This is a genomic window from Klebsiella sp. GFKo11 (assembly GCF_056490265.1).
This window is the reverse complement of record NZ_CM151369.1, coordinates 3,011,307-3,030,170: the sequence shown is the minus strand read 5'-3', so window position 1 is coordinate 3,030,170 and position 18,864 is coordinate 3,011,307. Positions and strand designations below refer to the sequence as shown.

General features: G+C 49.0%; 21 protein-coding genes and 1 pseudogene. 7 read left to right on the top strand and 15 right to left on the bottom strand.

Features of this window, described 5'->3' with window-relative positions; genetic code table 11:
• Positions 1-35: 35 nt before the first annotated feature.
• A complete protein-coding gene (locus AC07P6_RS14800) occupies positions 36-1,286 on the top strand; it encodes an MFS transporter (protein ID WP_304259457.1) in 1,251 nt (416 codons plus the stop codon).
• A gap of 53 nt (positions 1,287-1,339) precedes the next feature.
• Here AC07P6_RS14800 and AC07P6_RS14795 read toward each other — a convergent pair whose 3' ends face one another.
• The 3 genes from AC07P6_RS14795 to AC07P6_RS14785 all read right to left on the bottom strand — a co-directional run bounded on the left by AC07P6_RS14795 (position 1,340) and on the right by AC07P6_RS14785 (position 3,075).
• A complete protein-coding gene (locus AC07P6_RS14795; RefSeq protein ID WP_478316791.1) occupies positions 1,340-2,428 on the bottom strand; it encodes an AAA family ATPase in 1,089 nt (362 codons plus the stop codon).
• A gap of 103 nt (positions 2,429-2,531) precedes the next feature.
• Positions 2,532-2,792: a hypothetical protein gene (locus tag AC07P6_RS14790; protein WP_112214426.1), complete on the bottom strand. Its 261-nt coding sequence runs from the start codon at positions 2,790-2,792 to the stop codon at positions 2,532-2,534.
• A 28-nt stretch (positions 2,793-2,820) separates the two neighbouring features.
• Positions 2,821-3,075, bottom strand: coding sequence for a hypothetical protein (locus AC07P6_RS14785; protein WP_478316790.1), 255 nt, complete (start codon positions 3,073-3,075; stop codon positions 2,821-2,823).
• A gap of 294 nt (positions 3,076-3,369) precedes the next feature.
• Between AC07P6_RS14785 and AC07P6_RS14780 the strand changes: the two genes are divergently transcribed.
• On the top strand, positions 3,370-3,501 hold the full coding sequence (locus tag AC07P6_RS14780; protein ID WP_275944524.1) for a hypothetical protein: 132 nt from the start codon (positions 3,370-3,372) through the stop codon (positions 3,499-3,501).
• Positions 3,502-3,609: 108 nt separating this feature from the next.
• Positions 3,610-3,882 carry an ElaB/YgaM/YqjD family protein gene (locus tag AC07P6_RS14775; RefSeq protein WP_110274104.1) on the top strand — a complete coding sequence of 91 codons (273 nt, stop codon included), beginning with the start codon at positions 3,610-3,612 and terminating at the stop codon, positions 3,880-3,882.
• 42 nt (positions 3,883-3,924) lie between these two features.
• Here the strand turns inward: AC07P6_RS14775 and AC07P6_RS14770 are convergent, their stop codons facing one another.
• On the bottom strand, positions 3,925-4,236 hold the full coding sequence (locus AC07P6_RS14770; RefSeq protein ID WP_434663535.1) for a hypothetical protein: 312 nt from the start codon (positions 4,234-4,236) through the stop codon (positions 3,925-3,927).
• A gap of 209 nt (positions 4,237-4,445) precedes the next feature.
• Between AC07P6_RS14770 and AC07P6_RS14765 the strand changes: the two genes are divergently transcribed.
• On the top strand, positions 4,446-4,985 hold the full coding sequence (locus tag AC07P6_RS14765; protein ID WP_110274102.1) for a DUF2058 domain-containing protein: 540 nt from the start codon (positions 4,446-4,448) through the stop codon (positions 4,983-4,985).
• A gap of 135 nt (positions 4,986-5,120) precedes the next feature.
• Here the strand turns inward: AC07P6_RS14765 and dcp are convergent, their stop codons facing one another.
• The gene (gene dcp / locus AC07P6_RS14760) at positions 5,121-7,169 is read right to left on the bottom strand and encodes a peptidyl-dipeptidase Dcp (protein WP_478316789.1); all 2,049 of its coding nucleotides are present in this window, start codon (positions 7,167-7,169) and stop codon (positions 5,121-5,123) included.
• Between the two features lie 160 nt (positions 7,170-7,329).
• Between dcp and ydfG the strand changes: the two genes are divergently transcribed.
• A complete protein-coding gene (gene ydfG, locus AC07P6_RS14755) occupies positions 7,330-8,079 on the top strand; it encodes a bifunctional NADP-dependent 3-hydroxy acid dehydrogenase/3-hydroxypropionate dehydrogenase YdfG (protein ID WP_478316787.1) in 750 nt (249 codons plus the stop codon).
• Positions 8,080-8,167: 88 nt separating this feature from the next.
• On the top strand, positions 8,168-8,854 hold the full coding sequence (locus AC07P6_RS14750) for a GntR family transcriptional regulator (protein WP_110274099.1): 687 nt from the start codon (positions 8,168-8,170) through the stop codon (positions 8,852-8,854).
• Positions 8,855-8,910: 56 nt separating this feature from the next.
• Here the strand turns inward: AC07P6_RS14750 and AC07P6_RS14745 are convergent, their stop codons facing one another.
• Both AC07P6_RS14745 and AC07P6_RS14740 read right to left on the bottom strand, forming a co-directional pair.
• Complete coding sequence (locus AC07P6_RS14745; RefSeq protein WP_304259467.1) at positions 8,911-9,342, bottom strand: universal stress protein; 432 nt, start codon at positions 9,340-9,342, stop codon at positions 8,911-8,913.
• Positions 9,343-9,589: 247 nt separating this feature from the next.
• Positions 9,590-10,084, bottom strand: a pseudogene (locus AC07P6_RS14740) (glucuronate isomerase); the annotation flags it as partial.
• Between AC07P6_RS14740 and AC07P6_RS14735 the strand changes: the two are divergent.
• A protein-coding gene (locus tag AC07P6_RS14735) for an IS1-like element IS1N family transposase (protein WP_087786203.1) occupies positions 10,064-10,758 on the top strand; the annotation gives its coding sequence in 2 pieces (ribosomal slippage) (positions 10,064-10,310 and positions 10,310-10,758; 696 coding nt in all). The pseudogene AC07P6_RS14740 and the gene AC07P6_RS14735 overlap by 21 nt on opposite strands.
• On the opposite strand, the gene AC07P6_RS14730 is transcribed toward AC07P6_RS14735, so the two are convergent.
• The 8 genes from AC07P6_RS14730 to AC07P6_RS14695 all read right to left on the bottom strand — a co-directional run bounded on the left by AC07P6_RS14730 (position 10,733) and on the right by AC07P6_RS14695 (position 18,851).
• Entirely contained in the window at positions 10,733-11,638 is a 906-nt protein-coding gene (locus AC07P6_RS14730; RefSeq protein ID WP_478316785.1) for a glucuronate isomerase, read from the bottom strand. The genes AC07P6_RS14735 and AC07P6_RS14730 overlap by 26 nt on opposite strands.
• A protein-coding gene (locus AC07P6_RS14725; protein ID WP_087786203.1) for an IS1-like element IS1N family transposase occupies positions 11,639-12,333 on the bottom strand; the annotation gives its coding sequence in 2 pieces (ribosomal slippage) (positions 11,639-12,087 and positions 12,087-12,333; 696 coding nt in all).
• A gap of 52 nt (positions 12,334-12,385) precedes the next feature.
• Positions 12,386-12,520, bottom strand: coding sequence for a glucuronate isomerase (locus tag AC07P6_RS14720; RefSeq protein WP_478317008.1), 135 nt, complete (start codon positions 12,518-12,520; stop codon positions 12,386-12,388).
• Positions 12,521-12,634: 114 nt separating this feature from the next.
• The gene (locus AC07P6_RS14715; RefSeq protein ID WP_478316784.1) at positions 12,635-13,912 is read right to left on the bottom strand and encodes a TRAP transporter large permease; all 1,278 of its coding nucleotides are present in this window, start codon (positions 13,910-13,912) and stop codon (positions 12,635-12,637) included.
• A complete protein-coding gene (locus AC07P6_RS14710) occupies positions 13,903-14,382 on the bottom strand; it encodes a TRAP transporter small permease (protein WP_478316783.1) in 480 nt (159 codons plus the stop codon). The genes AC07P6_RS14715 and AC07P6_RS14710 overlap by 10 nt, the downstream gene beginning before the upstream one ends.
• A gap of 48 nt (positions 14,383-14,430) precedes the next feature.
• Positions 14,431-15,414 (bottom strand): C4-dicarboxylate TRAP transporter substrate-binding protein, encoded by a 984-nt coding sequence (locus AC07P6_RS14705; RefSeq protein ID WP_478316782.1) that lies wholly within the window; start codon positions 15,412-15,414, stop codon positions 14,431-14,433.
• Between the two features lie 364 nt (positions 15,415-15,778).
• Entirely contained in the window at positions 15,779-17,242 is a 1,464-nt protein-coding gene (locus tag AC07P6_RS14700; protein WP_478316781.1) for a mannitol dehydrogenase family protein, read from the bottom strand.
• Positions 17,243-17,474: 232 nt separating this feature from the next.
• On the bottom strand, positions 17,475-18,851 hold the full coding sequence (locus tag AC07P6_RS14695) for an MFS transporter (RefSeq protein ID WP_478316780.1): 1,377 nt from the start codon (positions 18,849-18,851) through the stop codon (positions 17,475-17,477).
• Positions 18,852-18,864 lie beyond the last annotated feature (13 nt).

Genomic DNA, 18,864 nt, shown 5'->3' with positions numbered 1-18,864 from the left:
CAACCTTACAGGCATAATAAGATGGAATATTCACAATGAAACTCTCTGAACTCGCGCCCCGAGAACGGCATAACTTCTTTTACTTTATGCTGTTCTTTTTCTTCTACTATTTCATTATGTCGGCTTACTTTCCCTTTTTCCCGGTGTGGCTGGCGGAAGTTAACCATTTAACCAAAACCGAAACGGGGATCGTCTTCTCCTCAATTTCGCTCTTCGCCATTATCTTCCAGCCTATATTTGGTTTAATTTCAGATAAGCTTGGGCTGCGTAAGCATCTGCTGTGGACCATCACAGTTTTATTAATACTGTTCGCGCCATTCTTTATTTTCGTCCTCTCGCCGTTATTGCAGATGAATATCATCGCGGGTGCGCTGGCGGGCGGGATTTACCTGGGGATCGTGTTCTCCAGCGGCTCCGGGGCAGTAGAAGCCTATATTGAACGTGTCAGCCGCGCTAACCGTTTTGAATACGGTAAGGTTCGCGTTTCCGGCTGTATCGGCTGGGCGCTATGCGCATCAATCACCGGCATTTTATTTGGTATTGATCCCAATATTACTTTCTGGATCGCCTCCGGTTTTGCGCTGATCCTTGGCGTGCTGCTGTGGGTATCAAAACCGGAAAGCAGCAATAGCGCTGAGGTTATCGACGCGCTGGGTGCTAATCGCCAGGCCTTCTCCATGCGCACCGCCGCGGAGCTGCTGCGGATGCCACGTTTCTGGGGCTTCATCATTTATGTCGTTGGCGTCGCCAGCGTCTATGACGTCTTCGACCAGCAGTTCGCCAACTTCTTTAAAGGCTTCTTCTCCAGCCCGCAACGTGGGACCGAAATCTTTGGCTTCGTCACCACTGGCGGGGAGCTACTTAATGCACTAATCATGTTCTGCGCACCGGCTATTGTTAACCGAATTGGTGCCAAGAATGCCCTGCTGACCGCCGGACTGATTATGTCAGTGCGTATTTTAGGATCGTCTTTTGCTACCTCGGCGGTGGAAGTGGTTATCTTAAAAATGCTGCATATGTTTGAAGTTCCGTTCCTGCTGGTGGGCACCTTTAAATATATCTCGTCGGCCTTTAACCCAAAACTCTCTGCCACGCTGTTCCTGATTGGTTTTAATTTATCGAAACAGCTTTCAGGCGTTGTGCTGTCAGCGTGGGTTGGACGGATGTACGATACCGTTGGCTTCCATCAGGCTTATCTGATCCTCGGCTGTATTACCCTGAGCTTTACGGTTATCTCACTATTTACCCTGAAAGGTAGTAAAACGCTGCTCCCGGCAGCGGCATAGAATAGATGCCGCCGGAAATAACCCGGCGGCATTTAGAATGCAAATAGCCAATATTACTCAATAATTCGCGTCTCTCCATCGCTATTTTCCAGCGCATAAATTCGCGCGTCGGCCATTGAGGAAATCAATTCGGAAAGCTCGGCAGAATGGCTGGTCAACCAGATTTGGCTATAGCGAGACGCTTCAACAATTAATCTGGCAAGAGCCGGAAACATCTGGTGGTGCAGGCTGTTTTCCGGCTCATTGATCGCCAGAAATGCCGGTGGACGAGGGCTCAATAACGCCACCGCCAGGCACAGGAAACGCAGCGTGCCGTCTGACATCTCGGAGGCCAGTAAAGGCCGGTAAACACCGTTACGCCGCATCTTCATTGAGAAACGTGAATTCTCATTCTCACAATAGAATGTGCATTGCGGAAAGGCCTCGGCGAGGATCTCATGCAGCAGTTCCTCCGCGCCGATTTCCACAATAGTCTGAAAGGCGGCAGCAAGATTATGCCCATTGCTATCAAGTACCGGCGAGCGGTAGCCGACCGCCGGTTGGCGTAGCGGCGAATGCCTGCCAATATTGAACTCGTGATAAAAACGCCAGCGTCGCATGGTCTCCCTGACCCGCGAGACCTCCGGAAAGCGATGCGGTTCACCCAACTGACCAAAGATGGATTCGTTCTCATAAATAGTATCGGTGAAGGTACTTTTTTCGCCGTTAACATCTACCAGAAACGCGGCCTGATTTTTGCGCTGTAGCACGCGCGATGAAGGTCGTCGGGAAAAGCCTGCCAGCCAGATAGACTCCTCTTTGACAATCGGGTCCAGCACGAACTGGGTCGGATAAGGCAGTTTTTCCGGAAAGCCAACCTGCAACTCATAGTCGAACTCATCGGTCAGACAGGCAAGCTGCAACCGGCGCGGAAAGCGGTCCGTTGGCGCACTCGGCCCTGACCACATAATATTTTCCAGTCCGCCCTCATCACTGATATAGCCGGAAAATTGTCCGTCAGCGGAGGCGGTTAGCAGATGAATAGCTTTGTAGATATTGGACTTGCCGCAGCCGTTGGGGCCGAAAACAATGTTCAGCGCACCCAGCTCCAGCTCGATATCCCTGACCGATCTGAAGTTTTTAATGCGGATGTGGTTAATCATAGCGTTTCCGAAGCGTGCAAAGGCGTATCGGTATACTGTATCGGAGGCGGGAGGAAAACGAAACATGACCCGACCGGACGACAGATAACCGTCCGGCATCGGATCAACTGAAGAACTTTTTCATGCCGCGAGTCAACGCCACTCTCTTGAGTTTATCCGTATCCTCATGGCTCTCACTGAAAACGCCGAAAAAGTAGCGCTCATCATCGATAGTTTGCGACACAATCCGATAGCTCAGCGGCTGACCGGATTTTGCGCCGTACTGCGCAGGCGTGACGGAAACTTCTGTCGCGGTATCGGCGACGCTGACCAGCAGGCCATCTCCTTTACCCCCTACCAGCATGACCTTAATTAACGGGTGCACCATGTCCCTCCCGGGTTGAGGTCAATGATTAGTTTTCGATAGCCACTGGCTGACAGTTTGCCGCGGGGCCGTCATGACCTGGTTTGCCATTTGCCGGAGCAGGCCGAGCCCCCTCTTTTCCGACAACGGGCGGTAGCGGCACGCCCTCTTTGTCCACCGCAGGCGGCGCTTTCTGACAGGTTGTTGTTTTCGCCACGTCCGCGCCCCAGGCAGGCGTGGACAGATTCAGCAACGCCACGGGAGCAAGCAGTAACGCAACCTTCAGTACATTCTTATAGTTCATACCGACCTTGAGTAAAAAAATAAATTTCTTATGCTGAGCTAAACGCTGATTATTAGTAGCAAAAGCTGACAAATGATGAAGGAAAAAAGAGGAATTGTGAATCTCAATAGCTCTTATTTATCAGTCGTCGCTTTGGAAGAAAGCAAGTTACGTGGATTTTATTACTCAGAATAGTCTCAATCAATTGAAATGTCAGGAAAACCACTAATTCTGGCGAAGGCTTTATGGCGAAGTTGTTCCCTGTACTGAAGCGGAAAACAACAACCAGGGTTATGTAATGAAAAAATCTCTCTAGTGCTCCTTTCGACAGGTGCAGCACTATATAAAACCAACGCCGATGGCGTCGCCCTTCAGAACGGACTTGGGCAGTCGATTATGTTTATCTTTGACGACAAAGGCGTATTGAAAAAGCACGGCAGCGTGTAACTCATCCGGTCTTTGGAAAAATCCTGGAATACAGCCGCAGCGGCCTGTGCATTTGAACTTCTTCCGTCAGCCACTAGACTTAAATGAGTCAAACGAAAGGAGAATCACATGTCATCACAAGATTATGAAAACGACGCGCAAAATCTGGCGGACAAGGTCGGTAACAAAGTCAACGAAATTGCCGGGGAAGCCCAACAGCAATTTGGTGATGCGGTAGATTCGCCTAAGCATCAGTTGAAAGGCGCAGCGCGTAAATACGCCGCCCAGGCGTCAGATGCGGTCTCCGAAGTTTCGGAGCGAGTCAAAGAAAACCCGCTTACCGGATTGCTGGCCGCCGGTGCCATCGGGCTGGTCATTGGTTTACTGGCTGGACGTAAGTAAGATTAAGGCCTTCGGGCCTTAATTTTTAGTGCTTTACCCCACTCAAATCGCCAAGACGTTCGCCACATCAAACTGAAAGACATAGGGATCGGACAGGAGCTGGAATTGCTCATCATCAGGGTAGGTTACCGCCACATGGTAATTCTCACCAGCGAACGCTTTGACCGCATCCAGATCCTCCCAGTAAGTCGCCAGAAAGAAATGTTCCCATTCTCCCTGAGTTTCTCGCCTGACAAATGCTCCCGCGTTTCCAGGGATACCCGCCGAATGTTGCACGCCGGTTGCCTGCAAATGGTCTGCAAACGCTTCACCAAAATCAACAGGAACACAGCCGTGCCAGGTTCTGACAATCATCTTCGACCTCCATAAAAAACCGCTAAAGATGCATTTATAACAAAAATAAACCACTTCATGTGATTTTTTATGCACTCCATGTCTGTACTGGATGATTCACCAGGTCCACCTCGTTCTGACCGTATCGCAACGTCATCCCCGCGCACTGACACATCAGCTAAAATTACAGGTATAATCGCAAAAATTTTTCAACGGGTTTAGAAGCGAAGATGACAAAACTCACCTTACAAGAACAGATGCTAAAAGCAGGGCTAGTAACCAGCAAAAAGATGGCTAAAGTCCAGAGAACAGCGAAGAAATCACGAGTTCAGGCTCGCGAAGCAAGAGAGGCTGTGGAAGAAAATAAAAAAGCGCAGCTTGAGCGTGATAAACAGCTAAGCGAACAACAAAAACAAGCTGTTTTATCTAAAGAGTATAAAGCTCAGGTGAAGCAGCTCATTGAAATGAACAAAATCGTCATTGCAAAAGGCAATATTGATTTTAACTTCACGGATAACAACTTAATTAAAAAAGTTGTTGTGGATAAGACAACGCAAACTCAGCTGATTAACGGCCGTCTCGCCATCGCGCGTTTGGTTATTGATGGCAGTGGCGAGAGTGAATACGCAATTATCCCCGCGATCGTGGCCGATAAAATCGCGCAGCGAGATGCGAACAGTATTGTTTTAAACAGCGCGCTGAGTCAGGAAGAGCAGGATGAAGATGATCCGTATGCTGATTTTAAAGTGCCCGACGATTTAATGTGGTAATTCACATTTTGCCAATGTTTATCAGAGGAAATAGCCCTGCCCGGAGTTTCAAACGATAAACAAACCGATTTTTTGTTACTGTTCTCGCATTTCTGCCGGGTGGCGGCTAGCGCCTTACCCGGCTTACAAAACCGACTATAAAACGTTCAGCCCGCGATTTTCCAGCATCGGTTCGATTTTAGGATCGTGCCCGCGCCACTGGCGATACAGTTCAGCTAAATCAGTGCTATTGCCGCGCGACAAAATCGCCTCGCGGAAGCGCTGGCCGTTTTCACGGGTTAAACCACCCTGCTCAACGAACCACTGATAGCCATCGTCCGCCAGCATCTGTGTCCATAGGTAGGCGTAATACCCTGCGGCGTAGCCGCCGCCGAAAATATGCGAAAAATAGCTGCTGCGATAACGCGGCGGCACGGCGGAAAGATCCATATTCTCCGCTTGCAGCGCCGTCGCTTCGAAGGTATCAACATCCTGCGGCAGCGTTTCCGTCGACACGCTGTGCCAGTGCATATCCAGCAGCGCCGCCGCGAGCAGCTCGCTCATGTCGTAACCTTTATTAAACTTCGCCGCCCGGAACATGCTATCACGTAACGCTTCCGGCATGGCTTCACCGGTTTGATGATGCCGCGCATAGTGGGCGAATACCTGCGGTTCACTGGCCCAGTGTTCAAAAATCTGTGACGGGAACTCAACAAAATCACGCGGCGTATTCGTGCCTGAGAGGCTGGCATACCGCTGGCTGGCAAACAGGCCGTGCAGCGTGTGACCAAACTCATGGAATAACGTAATCACCTCATCCCACGACAGCAATGCGCTGTGGCCAGCCTTGGGTTTCTGATAGTTGCAGACGTTGTAGATGACCGGATGCTGCGCGCGCAAAGTTGATTGCTCAACAAAAACGCCCATCCACGCCCCGCCGCTTTTGCTATCGCGGGCGAAAAAGTCACCATAAAATAGCGCAAACCCCTCACCATTCGCGTCAAAAATTTCCCATACCTGCACATCTGGGTGATAAACCGGGATATCAAAACGCTCAACAAAGCGGATACCAAACAGCTGAGAAGCGGCCCAGAATACGCCGTCGCGCAGGACGCGGTCGAGGGCGAAATACGGCTTTAGCTGCGCTTCGTCGATAGAAAACTTCGCCCGGCGCACCTGCTCGCCATAGTAGAGCCAGTCCCAGGCCGCAGCCTGAAAATCGCCGCCTTCATTGTCGATAACCTGCTGAATATCCGCCAGCTCCTGCTCGGCTCTGGCTCGCGCCGCAGGGGCTATCCGCCGCATAAAGGCAAAGGCCTGCGCAGGGGTTCTTGCCATCTGGTCAGCCATCGACCAGCTCGCATAATCAGCGGTCCCAAGCAGTTGCGCTTTACGGGCCCGGATCTCCGCGAGCCGCAATACCAGCTCGCGGGTATCATTGGCATCGCCTTTTTGGTTACGCGTCCAACCCGCAGCGAACAGGTTTTCTCGCGTCTGCCTGTCCTGCAGGGAAAGCAGCGCGGGTTGCTGAGTCGTATTAAGCAGCGCAAGCAGCCAGCGATCGTTTAAGCCTTTCTCCTGCGCCGCTTCTGCCGCTGCGCTTATTTCATCCTCACTGAGCCCTTCCAACTGATGGGCGTAATCTACCACCAGACCACCGGACTTCACCGCCCCCAACAGACGTTGCTGAAACTGACTTTGCAGGGTCGCAGCTTCCGTATTCAGCGCCCGCAGCACCGTTTTTTGCTCTTCTGCCAACGTTGCGCCTGCGAGGGTGAAACGTTGCCAGGTCACCTCCAGCAAACGCATGGATTCAGCGTCCAGAGAGAGAGAATCACGCTGTTGCCAAACCTGTTTCACACGCTCAAACAGCGCCTCATTGAGCCAGATATTGTTGCCCAGTTCAGCCAGTTCGGCAGAAAACTGCTCATCCAGTTCCTGAATTATCGGGTTGGTATCCGCTCCAGCCATAGCAAAGAAGACGCTTGTCACCCGCGCCAGCAGCTGCCCGCTCTGCTCCAGAGCCACCAGCGTATTGGTAAAATCCGCCGGAGCCGGGTTATTAACGATCGCGCTAATCTCTTCACGTTGACGCCGTACGCCTTCATCAAAGGCCGGGCGGTAATGGCTATCTGAAATCAAATCAAAACGCGGCGCCTGGTAAGGTAGCAGGCTGACGCTTAAAAAAGGGTTGTTGTCCAACATCATCATCTCCTGAACACGATTATCCTGTAAGATTAGGCAACTCATTGATTGATCGCAATGATTTCCCCGCTCGTCAAATGTTGTCCGACGATTTCCATTACCCGTCGCCGATATCGCGTGCTATGGTATAAAGACACAAAAAGCGTTGAGGAACAGTAAGATGATTATCCTGGTTACCGGAGCAACAGCAGGTTTTGGTGAAAGTATTACTCGCCGTTTTGTCGCTAACGGTCACAAAGTCATTGCCACCGGGCGTCGCGAAGAGCGCCTGAAGACGCTGAAGGATGAGCTGGGCGAGAGCATTTATACCGCGCAGTTGGACGTGCGTAATCGTGCGGCTATCGAAGAGATGATCGCCGGGCTGCCCGCGGAGTGGCAAGCCATTGACGTTCTGGTTAATAACGCCGGACTGGCGCTGGGGCTCGAACCCGCACACAAAGCCAGCGTTGAAGACTGGGAAGATATGATTGACACCAACAATAAAGGGCTGGTGTACATGACCCGTGCGGTTCTGCCTGGCATGGTTGAACGTAACCGCGGTCATATCGTCAACATCGGTTCAGTCGCTGGTAGCTGGCCTTATGCTGGCGGTAACGTTTACGGCGCGACGAAGGCTTTTGTTCGCCAGTTTAGTCTGAATCTGCGCGCCGATCTTCACGGCACCGCCGTTCGCGTGACCGATATTGAACCCGGTCTGGTAGGCGGAACAGAATTTTCTAATGTGCGCTTTAAAGGTGATGACGCCAAAGCGGACAAAGCTTATGAGAATACGCAAGCCCTGACGCCGGAAGATGTAACCGAAGCGGTCTGGTGGGTCGCAACCCTGCCGAAACACGTCAATATCAACACCCTTGAAATGATGCCAGTCAGCCAAAGTTTTGCCGGTCTAAACATTCATCGTCAGGGCTAAGCTCAACGACCCGGTCAGCAGACCGGGTCTGGGCTGGAAAGCAAAAAACGCGTAAAATAGCGCAAAATTCCATTTAAAAGTAAGCACAATGGCCGCAGAATCCCAACTGAATCCGACACAGCCTGTAAACCAGCAAATTTATCGTATCCTTCGTCGGGATATCGTCCATTGCCTGATCCCGCCCGGCACCCCACTGTCCGAAAAGGAAGTTTCCGTACGCTTTGACGTTTCTCGTCAGCCAGTGCGTGAAGCCTTTATTAAACTGGCGGAAAACGGCCTGATTCAGATTCGCCCACAGCGCGGTAGCTATGTGAACAAGATTTCCCTCTCGCAGGTGCGTAATGGGTGTTTTGTCCGCCAGGCCATTGAATGCGCTGTGGTGCGACGCGCCGCCGGGATGGTGAATGATGAACAGCTCTATCAGCTTGAGCAAAATCTCAATCAGCAGCGTGCGGCGGTCGAACGCCAGCAATTAAATGATTTCTTTCAGCTGGATGATGAATTTCACCAGAAGCTCTCGCAAATTGCCGACTGCCAATTAGCCTGGGATACCGTCGAAAATATTAAAGCCACCATTGACCGGGTGCGTTACATGAGCCTCGATCACGTCACTCCTCCCGATATGATGCTGCGCCAGCATTATGATATTTTCCAGCCGCTGGTCGCCCGTAACCCGGATGCCGTAGAAAAAGCGATGAGCCTGCACCTGCAGGAAATTAGTGAGTCCGTTCTGCTCGTACGTCAGGAAAATAGCGACTGGTTCAGCGAAGAGTAAAAATATAGATAGCGGCAGAGTCTCTCACCTGCCGCCAAATGTTCAGGCTATCTATGTTATCTAATCACCAGAACCGGTATTTTTGCGTAGCGAATAATCGACTCGGCGTTGGATCCCAACAGATGAGTAGAAATGCCCGGTTTACGCGAGCCAATCACAATCACGTCATAGTCATCATTACTGCCGATCGCTAAGATTTCATCACGCACGTTACCAAACACGACCCGGGAGTGAATGCGTTCAGCAGGAATTGAGAACAGACGGGACAGCGACCTCATCTTTTTCTCTGACTCTTCCCGCATATATGCTTCAAATTTACGAATATCGGCTGCGAAACCGCGCAGAACTGAGCTACTGCTGTTTGGCAATACGTTCAGCAGCGTGATTTCACCTTCATCCGCTGAGGCCAAAAACTCCGCATGGCGAACGGCTTTGTCACTTAAATCCATTTCAAAAACGTCTACGGGCAACAATATTTTTTTGTACATAGTCCGTTCTCCTTTTCTCAAAAAACTAAATAATTTAAGCCATCATGCCATATTTATCACAACGGGAGAACAACACATCCGCCAAATAAATATTTAATTCATTAAAATAAATATAAATTATATATATTTAGCTGTGGATAGCTAAAGTTATGTGTATTCAACGATCTGGATCAATTTTTACGCTAATGGCTTGATTTGCATTAACCGATAATCGAGGGCGCTCCCCTCACCTGCTGACGCTAAAAAATCAGAATCTGAAGTAACGCTCGGCATTATCATGACAAATATTTCTGACCATCCGGGATAAAATCTCCTGATCGTCAGGCACTTCTCCGCGGGCAACCCATTCACCAATAAGGTTACAAACAATTCGTCGGAAATAGTCGTGACGGGTATAAGAGACAAAACTACGCGAATCCGTAAGCATACCGACAAAATGCATCAGCAACCCCTGATCGGCCAGCGTATTTAACTGGTTCTCCATACCGCGACGGGTGTCGTTAAACCACCAGCCGGAACCCAACTGCAAAGGCGATTTCACACCATTATCCGCCGTCTGAAAGTTGGCCATCGTCGAGGCGACAATATCGTTATCATTGGCGTTAAGATTGTAGAAAATGATTTTTGGTAATGCATTATTGCGTGCCAGGGCGTCGAGAAACTGGGTGATGCCTCTAATTAGTTGAATCTGATGTATAATGCGGGCTTTTGAGGTTCTTTCATGGCCAGCGTTAACATTCATTGTCCTCGTTGTCAGTCTGCACAGGTCTACCGCCATGGTCAGAACCCTAAAGGCCATGACAGATTTCGCTGCCGTGACTGCCACCGCGTTTTTCAGCTCACTTACACTTATGAGGCCCGTAAGCCGGGCATTAAAGAGCTGATCACTGAAATGGCCTTCAATGGCGCCGGGGTTCGCGATACCGCCAGAACACTGAAAATTGGCATTAACACCGTCATCCGGACTTTAAAAAACTCACGCCAAAGCGAATAACGTCTTCGCCCGTTGCTCATGCTGATGTGGCGCTTATCTGCGAACTTGATGAGCAATGGAGTTTCGTTGGCAGTAAAGCCCGGCAACACTGGCTCTGGTACGCGTATAACACCAAAACAGGGGGTGTACTGGCCTACACTTTTGGTCCCCGTACCGATGAAACCTGCCGGGAACTACTGGCACTGCTTACGCCATTCAACATCGGCATGATCACCAGCGACGACTGGGGCAGCTATGGCCGGGAGGTGCCGAAGGATAAGCATCTGACCGGAAAAATATTCACCCAACGGATTGAGCGCAATAACCTGACGCTGCGCACCCGCATTAAGCGCTTGGCTCGTAAAACAATCTGCTTCTCGCGTTCAGTAGAGATCCACGAAAAAGTCATCGGGACGTTTATTGAAAAACACATGTTCTACTAATTGGAAGCATCACCAGAAACTGGTTCAGATGTACCGCAAGCAGAGACTGATCCATTATCGAATCAAACCCTTTATTTTGACCTAATCGTGAGAACATCGTACTGTTGTTATCACGAATCGCCCCGAAATGGATTTGCATCGCCCAATCACGCTGCTTGTAATGGCGAGCTAAAAGAAGATAGATCGCACTGTTTAAAATCGTCTGTTCATCTGTGGTTAGTTTTTTTCCTTGCCGTTTTCTGCAAAAAATTGACTCTACTTCTGACTGCGTTGCGCAATTCCAGCAAATAAACTGCGGCCCATGATCGGAAATACGGCAACCGACCCAATGGAAATGGTCAATACGCTGACCTATAGCTTTATCAAAATCATTAAACGTTTTGATGGCAAAACCGCTGACCTGCGAGAATCTGTCGATAAACAAGCTAAACGCATGGGTATCAGCGACGAAAAGCTCATCAGGACGAAAAGTCGGTAATACTTTCACTTCAAAGTTGTACTCATTCTTTAACTGTTGATGGAAGTGTAAAGAGTCGAGAAGCGAATCCGTGGTGCAGAGAACTTCAACATTTGACCGCTTGATGAGCTCTCGAGGTGAAAACTCTTTTTGACCAATGAGCGCATTGCAGTGCGCCATGATTCTCTGCCAGTTCTGGCTGTTTAGCGTTTCTTCACAACCGAAATAGGCGTGCAGCTCAAGGTGCGTCCAGTGATATAACGGATTGCCAAAGCAGGATTCGATCGTCAACGCCCATGCGCGGAATTTTTCATCTGCGCTAGCATCGCCAGTAATATATCGCTCATCAATACCGTTGGCGCGCATCGCTCGCCATTTATAGTGATCGCCCGTTAGCCATAGATCTGTTGGTGATGCTTCCAATTAGTAGAACATGTGTTTTTCAATAAACGTCCCGATGACTTTTTCGTGGATCTCTACTGAACGCGAGAAGCAGATTGTTTTACGAGCCAAGCGCTTAATGCGGGTGCGCAGCGTCAGGTTATTGCGCTCAATCCGTTGGGTGAATATTTTTCCGGTCAGATGCTTATCCTTCGGCACCTCCCGGCCATAGCTGCCCCAGTCGTCGCTGGTGATCATGCCGATGTTGAATGGCGTAAGCAGTGCCAGTAGTTCCCGGCAGGTTTCATCGGTACGGGGACCAAAAGTGTAGGCCAGTACACCCCCTGTTTTGGTGTTATACGCGTACCAGAGCCAGTGTTGCCGGGCTTTACTGCCAACGAAACTCCATTGCTCATCAAGTTCGCAGATAAGCGCCACATCAGCATGAGCAACGGGCGAAGACGTTATTCGCTTTGGCGTGAGTTTTTTAAAGTCCGGATGACGGTGTTAATGCCAATTTTCAGTGTTCTGGCGGTATCGCGAACCCCGGCGCCATTGAAGGCCATTTCAGTGATCAGCTCTTTAATGCCCGGCTTACGGGCCTCATAAGTGTAAGTGAGCTGAAAAACGCGGTGGCAGTCACGGCAGCGAAATCTGTCATGGCCTTTAGGGTTCTGACCATGGCGGTAGACCTGTGCAGACTGACAACGAGGACAATGAATGTTAACGCTGGCCATGAAAGAACCTCAAAAGCCCGCATTATACATCAGATTCAACTAATTAGAGGCATCACCGATCTGTTATATGGTTGAAAGGTTTATTTTCATAAATATCTCTGGCATCAAGGTGACAATGATAATCAATAATCGGCAACGATTTTGCTACCTCATTGTAAAGTTTCACACCGGGTGCATTGTTGATCATAAACGAAGCGTTAACTAGCGGCATACATAACCTCAAATAATATAAAAAAGTAAGACCATAAATACTCAATTTACGGTCTTACCTTGTGTTATATGATATTGATGCAATCAAGATTTACATCAGAGTCTGTGGCAGGAACAAAGTAATAGACGGAAAGATCACCAGCATCGCAATGAATACAAAGAATGCGATCAGATAAGGAATTGAAGCTCTGACAAATGCGACCGTACTGCAGTTTAAGATCCCGCAAACGGTATACATACAGATCCCCACCGGGGGTGTATTGGCGCCCAATAAAGTGAGCACCACAAAAACCAAACCGAAATGTATCGGATCAAATCCAGCCTCAACCGCGATGGGCAATAGAATGGGGGTCAGGAGCAATATAATAACGCTACCATCAAACAACATCCCCGCAACCGCAATTAAAGCCAATAGCAGAACCAGAATACCATAACGATTTTCCGTAATCTGGATAATGGCCTCGGCGAGCTGCTGCGGAATTTGATCGAGAATAGTGATATGCCCGAGAATCGCCGCAGACATAATCAGCAGCATAACGACGCCAATATCGCTAATGGTTTCCTTCAGAACTTCCCATAGCGTGGCGTTATCAAGGGCTTTATAGACATAGCGGCCAATAACAAAGGCGTATAAAACAATAAACGCGCCTGCTTCCGTGGTAGTAAAAATACCCAACCGGATAACAACAATTAAAACAACCGGGAACATGAGTGCCCAGAAGCTGTTTTTAAAACTCAGCCAAACCTCTTTCCTGTTTGGTAACGAAGCCATTTCCGGCTTAATATTCATGCGCCGGGCAAGAATATAGTTTGTCACCATAATAATGATAGTTAACAGCAATCCCGGAAAAATCCCGGCAATAAACAGTTTTCCAATGGAAACGTTGCCGACAAAACCATACAAGATCAGCAGGATACTCGGTGGAATGGTCGCCGTAATCAACGAACTAAACGCAATAACCACGGCGCTAAACGCTTTCGGATATCCGCGAGCGACCATCGGTAAACCCAGGACGCGCGCCTGCATCGCCGCGTCTGCGGTAGCTGAACCAGAAACGCCCCCCAGCAAGCACGCCAAAAGCACGTTGATCTGCGCCAGACCGCCGACCATCCATCCCGAGATGATGCGGGCAAAATCGAGTAGACGATGGGTAACACCTGATTTATTCAGTAAATTCCCAACAAGGAGAAATAATGGTGTTGCCAGGATAGGAAAAGATTGAGTCGGCGCGGAAAATTTTTGAAAAGCAATACCGACTGGCAAAAAATCAGCAGTAAAAAAATAGCTCAGGCTGGATATCGCAATAACCATCCCTACCGGCATGCCAACAATCAATAACACCACAAACAGGGCGACGGTTAAGAGCATATCTCGACCTCATTTTTTTGCTGTTTTTCCTGACAACCGCCGAATAAAAACTCCAGCGAGGTAAAAAGCATGAGAAGACATCCAGTAGGTACTGCGCTATTCAACCAGGCCAGAGATAACTCAGTAACCGGCAGAACCTGAAGATGCGTGGTGATAACGAAGTTAAAACCGTACCAGACACCGCATAATAAAAAGCCAAGAATAATAATTTCATTCCCCCACAAACATACTCTTTTTAATTTTTGTGGGAAAAAATTGACTACGGCATCAATACCAATATGGCGGCGAACCTGGAAAGCGTAATCAATAGCAAACATACTGATCCACGCGAAAATTACCATGGCAATTTCTAACGACCAAATAAGAGGATGACCGATAGCTCGTCCCACGCCCCCGGCAAGAATAATGATAACGATCGCAACCAAGCCAATACGCGCAAATGCGAGTTCAAACTGGCGAAAAAATTTCATTTTTAACCTCAATGCTGCGAACGGGGGCTATTCACCCCCGAGGTAATTTTAGTTAATAACGCTTTTTACCTGTTCAAGTGCAGATTCCAGGCCCAGTTTTTTCGGGACATAGGCGCAGGCATCAACAAAAGGCTTAACATCAACTTCAGAAATCGTCATTCCTTTGCTCGCCATATCCGCCAGCATGTTGTCTCCGGCGGCAATGGTATTATCGGAAGCGATATCGCCGTTCTTCTGTGCCTCTTCTTTCAGGATTGTCTGCTGTTCAGGCGTTAACGTGGATAACCATTTTTCTGAAACAATAATGCCGGTCATTAAATGTATATGGTTTGTTTTAGTGATGAATTTTGTAATTTCATACAATTTAGAACCATAAACCGCAGTGGGTTGCGCCTCAGCGGCATCAACGACGCCAGTTTGAATAGATGAATAAATTTCAGACCAGGATAGAGGCGTTGGCGCGCCTCCCATACACTTAATCGTTTCAATGGTTACCGGCGCTTCCAGTGCACGAACTCTCACGCCGGATAAATCTTCAGGTTTCTGTACTGGTTTCTGCGTCACCAGCATACGAGCCCCCTGATACCAGTTAAATGATAGAGGTGTGAGTCCTGAATTCTTCGCCATTTTTTCACTCCATTGAGCAAAAACAGGGCTATTAATAAAGGTTTTAATCGTCTGGTAATCTTTAAAAACAAAAGGAGCGGGAATAATAGCCATTTCTGGCACAAATTGCGCCAGACGGGCACCATCAACGATAACACCAACATTGCTTCCCGCCTGGGCATGCTGTAACAGCTCGTTATCAGCCCCAAGCTGCCCGCTCGAAAACAGTTTTATTTTAATATCACCATTAGTGCGCGACTCAACGTTTTTCTTAAAGGACTGCAATCCTTTGTAGATAGGGTCATCAGGAGATAAAGAGGTACTTACGTTTAGTGATTCCGCCCCGCTACATACGCCAACGATCAATAACGGCAGTACACAGACTGTTTTGGCCAACCATTTGCATTTATTATTTAAATCACGCATTCCTGCACCTTTTCTGATTGATTAGATATCGTTCCATGCCAATTTACCAGCAATCATCACGCGGAATTTAATCATCAGACCTACTACCATACAAGTGATCGTCATTAAAAAACCATCAAAGATCACACTAATATAGACATGTATTTAATACGCTAATCAAGAAGGGTTTTGGAATAAGAGTGATGAATTAATTAATCATATAGTGTGAGCATAAATATTATTTAACACTCTCTGCAGAGTCTTTGTTCCGCATCTGATGAAAGCAGAGCCGGAGTTAAAATCAATAATGGGAAATTCAGGCAGGATACATCATAGGATTGCGAGGGATAATGCCGCCAGTAAGGCGGCATCAGAATGGAGAAATTTAGTTGGCCTGGGCCCACGCACCAACAGTGGCTTTTGCGCCGTTCTTTTGCAGTGCTAAATAGGCGTTAGTGACCGCATTTACGAAGCGGCCTTCCTGTACCAGAGTCTGACCGAAAATGGCCTCAATACCCAGCAATGCCTTCACTCGTCCTTCACCTTCTTCGCTGTTGCGCACGGTCCCGGCAATCACCGGCAGCAACGGGTCAGAAATTTCAATTGCCTGTCCCTGGTCATCAACGCCGCTGACGTAGCGCATCCAGCCCGCAACGCCCATCGCCAGCAGAGTAAAGTCGCTGCCATGTGCCAGATGCCAACGAATCGAATCCAGCATGCGCTGTGGCAGCTTCTGACTACCGTCCATCGCTATCTGCCAGGTGCGGTGCTGCAACGCCGGATTGCTGTAACGGTCGATAAGCAAACCTGCGTAACGCGCTAGATCTACGCCCTGTACTTTCAGCGTCGGAGCCTGTTCATTCAGCATCAGCGCATGCGCGGCACGGCGATAGTTGTCGTCCAGCATACAGTCATTAATATGCTGATAACCGGCCAGATAACCCAGGTAAGCCAGGAAAGAGTGGCTACCGTTGAGCATACGCAGCTTCATTTCCTCAAACGGCAGCACGTCAGATACCAGTTCAGCGCCCGCCTTTTCCCATTCCGGACGACCGGCAACAAAGTTATCCTCAATAACCCACTGGCGAAACGGTTCACAGGCGACCCCAGCAGGATCGCGCACGCCGGTGAGTTGTTCAATTTTGCCCAACGTATCCGCTGTAACGGCCGGGACGATGCGGTCAACCATCGTGGATGGAAAAGTAACATTGCGCACGATCCATTCAGCAAGATCGGCATCAACTGCACGGGCATAGGCACAAACGACATTACGCATCACGTGGCCGTTTTCCGGCATATTATCGCAGGACATGACGCTAAATGCGGCCAGCCCGGCCGCCTTGCGTCGTGCCAAAGCTTCCACAACCACGCCCGGCGCTGATTTTGGCTGATGCGGATTTTGCAAGTCGGCGACAATCAGCGGGTGATCCAGCTGTAATTCACCGCTCGCTGGGGAGTGGCAGTAACCTTTTTCAGTAATGGTCAATGAGACAATGGCGACCTGCGGTTCACACATTTTCGCCAGCACGCTTTCCAGACCATCTACCTGGGCGTGCATCGCCTGCTTCACCACGCCGACAACGCGAGCAGTCCAGGCATCCGCCGACATCTCGGCGACGGTATACAGCAAATCCTGCTGTTGCAGGTCGGCAATCTGTTGCTCGCCGCCGATTAAATTCACTTCGGTATAACCCCAGTCGCTGCCGTGTTCTGTTGCCAGAATATCGGCATATACCGCCTGGTGGGCGCGATGGAATGCGCCGAATCCCAGGTGGACGATACGCGGAACGAGCCGGTTGCGATCGTAAGAAGGCAGCGTGGCATTAGCTGTTAAAAGCGTGTTTTCCATGGTGACTCTCATTTTATGATGTTCAAAAATCCATTCTCAATGAGAATGGCTCAGTGATATAAACCATCTCATATGATTGGTATAACACCTTTGATTTTCATCAACTACCATACAAGAAGATAACATCGTTATATATTCAGCATATTTTGCATGAAGGGATAGAAAATGCCGGGCTAAAAGCCCGGCAGGTTATTAATTTACAACTATCATCAAGGTGCGGACTCTATGGAACTCAAATATATTGCCCGTTGCCGACCGTTTTTTTCTCCGGCGTACAATCTGCAGCATCATTGAGCAAACTCAAATCACGGTCGCGGACTTCTGGCATCAGAATGGCAGAAATTAAACCAATGATTGAATAACAAACTAGCATAATAACGATGGGCATCCATGAGCCGGTCATATTACAGAAAACACCAGCCAGTACGGGACCAAAGCCTACGGCAACTAAACCGCCAGCCTCTTTCGAAATCGCCATACGGGTAAAGCGATTACGGGAACCAAACAGTTCGGCCATGGTAATATTTTCCAGAGCAAACAGACCTAACACCGCCACATTATGAATCACAATCAATGACGCCATAATAGTGCTTGCGCTATAGCTCTTATCTACAATTATCGACAGCATCGGGTAAGCCAGAATAATCGCCGAGATATTGATGATAATGTAAGGTACGCGACGACCTATTTTATCTGATAGCCACCCCAGGAAAGGAATAGTGATAAAGCCAATAACCGAGCTAATCATTAATGCATCAGTTGGTATACCTTTATCAAACAATAACGTTTGTACCAGATAACCTGCGAGGAATGTTTGCAGTAAGCCGGAGTTACCCGCTTGCCCAAAGCGCAGACCCGTCGCCAGCCAGAAGGACTTACTTTTCAGCATCGCACCGAGGGTGTTCTCACTAGCCGCAGCCTCTTCCTGCAAAACATTTTCTTCACTAACCTTTTCAAATACCGGGCTTTCTTTCAGGTTCAGACGTAACCAGATAGCAAAAATCATCACCACAACGCTTGCCAGGAACGGAATACGCCATCCCCACGCGACGAGCTGTTCGCGGTCCAGTACGAAGAACATGACCGCCCAGATGGCCGTGGCGCTTAACGTTCCGCAGTTGGTTCCCATCGCGACCAGCGAAGAGATAATGCCGCGCTTACCTTTTGGCGCATATTCTGCCAGCATGGTGCCCGCTCCGGAAATTTCAGCCCCGGCGCCTAATCCCTGAACGATACGTAAAGTGACCAGTAATACCGGCGCTAATATACCGACCTGAGCGTAGGTTGGCAGAACGCCAATCAGGGTGGTACAAATCCCCATCATGGTGATAGTAATAAACAGGACTTTTTTACGCCCTATGCTGTCACCCATCTTACCAAAAAAGAATGCCCCGACGATTCGTGCAATATACCCTGCGCCATAAGTCCCCATTGCCAGAATAAGCGCCATGGCAGCAGATTGTTCAGGGAAAAATATTTCATGAAAAACCAGCGCCGCGCCAAGAGAATAGAGCTGGAAGTCCATAAACTCCAGCGCGGTACCTAACCAACCAGATACGGCTGCACGAATGAGATCTGATGTTGTTCTCTCATTTTTAACTGTAGTCATAATGATTATCTCT

What these genes read in the sequence shown, in the direction of transcription:
- AC07P6_RS14720 (WP_478317008.1), bottom strand. Translation starts at nt 12,520, where the DNA reads ATGATCAACAATGCACCCGGTGTGAAACTTTACAATGAGGTAGCAAAA.
- dcp (WP_478316789.1), bottom strand. Translation starts at nt 7,169, where the DNA reads ATGTTGGACAACAACCCTTTTTTAAGCGTCAGCCTGCTACCTTACCAG.
- AC07P6_RS14710 (WP_478316783.1), bottom strand. Translation starts at nt 14,382, where the DNA reads ATGAAATTTTTTCGCCAGTTTGAACTCGCATTTGCGCGTATTGGCTTG.
- AC07P6_RS14745 (WP_304259467.1), bottom strand. Translation starts at nt 9,342, where the DNA reads ATGTACAAAAAAATATTGTTGCCCGTAGACGTTTTTGAAATGGATTTA.
- AC07P6_RS14765 (WP_110274102.1), top strand. Translation starts at nt 4,446, where the DNA reads ATGACAAAACTCACCTTACAAGAACAGATGCTAAAAGCAGGGCTAGTA.
- AC07P6_RS14775 (WP_110274104.1), top strand. Translation starts at nt 3,610, where the DNA reads ATGTCATCACAAGATTATGAAAACGACGCGCAAAATCTGGCGGACAAG.
- AC07P6_RS14700 (WP_478316781.1), bottom strand. Translation starts at nt 17,242, where the DNA reads ATGGAAAACACGCTTTTAACAGCTAATGCCACGCTGCCTTCTTACGAT.
- AC07P6_RS14695 (WP_478316780.1), bottom strand. Translation starts at nt 18,851, where the DNA reads ATGACTACAGTTAAAAATGAGAGAACAACATCAGATCTCATTCGTGCA.
- AC07P6_RS14785 (WP_478316790.1), bottom strand. Translation starts at nt 3,075, where the DNA reads ATGAACTATAAGAATGTACTGAAGGTTGCGTTACTGCTTGCTCCCGTG.
- AC07P6_RS14715 (WP_478316784.1), bottom strand. Translation starts at nt 13,912, where the DNA reads ATGCTCTTAACCGTCGCCCTGTTTGTGGTGTTATTGATTGTTGGCATG.
- AC07P6_RS14705 (WP_478316782.1), bottom strand. Translation starts at nt 15,414, where the DNA reads ATGCGTGATTTAAATAATAAATGCAAATGGTTGGCCAAAACAGTCTGT.
- AC07P6_RS14770 (WP_434663535.1), bottom strand. Translation starts at nt 4,236, where the DNA reads ATGATTGTCAGAACCTGGCACGGCTGTGTTCCTGTTGATTTTGGTGAA.
- AC07P6_RS14795 (WP_478316791.1), bottom strand. Translation starts at nt 2,428, where the DNA reads ATGATTAACCACATCCGCATTAAAAACTTCAGATCGGTCAGGGATATC.
- ydfG (WP_478316787.1), top strand. Translation starts at nt 7,330, where the DNA reads ATGATTATCCTGGTTACCGGAGCAACAGCAGGTTTTGGTGAAAGTATT.
- AC07P6_RS14750 (WP_110274099.1), top strand. Translation starts at nt 8,168, where the DNA reads ATGGCCGCAGAATCCCAACTGAATCCGACACAGCCTGTAAACCAGCAA.
- AC07P6_RS14800 (WP_304259457.1), top strand. Translation starts at nt 36, where the DNA reads ATGAAACTCTCTGAACTCGCGCCCCGAGAACGGCATAACTTCTTTTAC.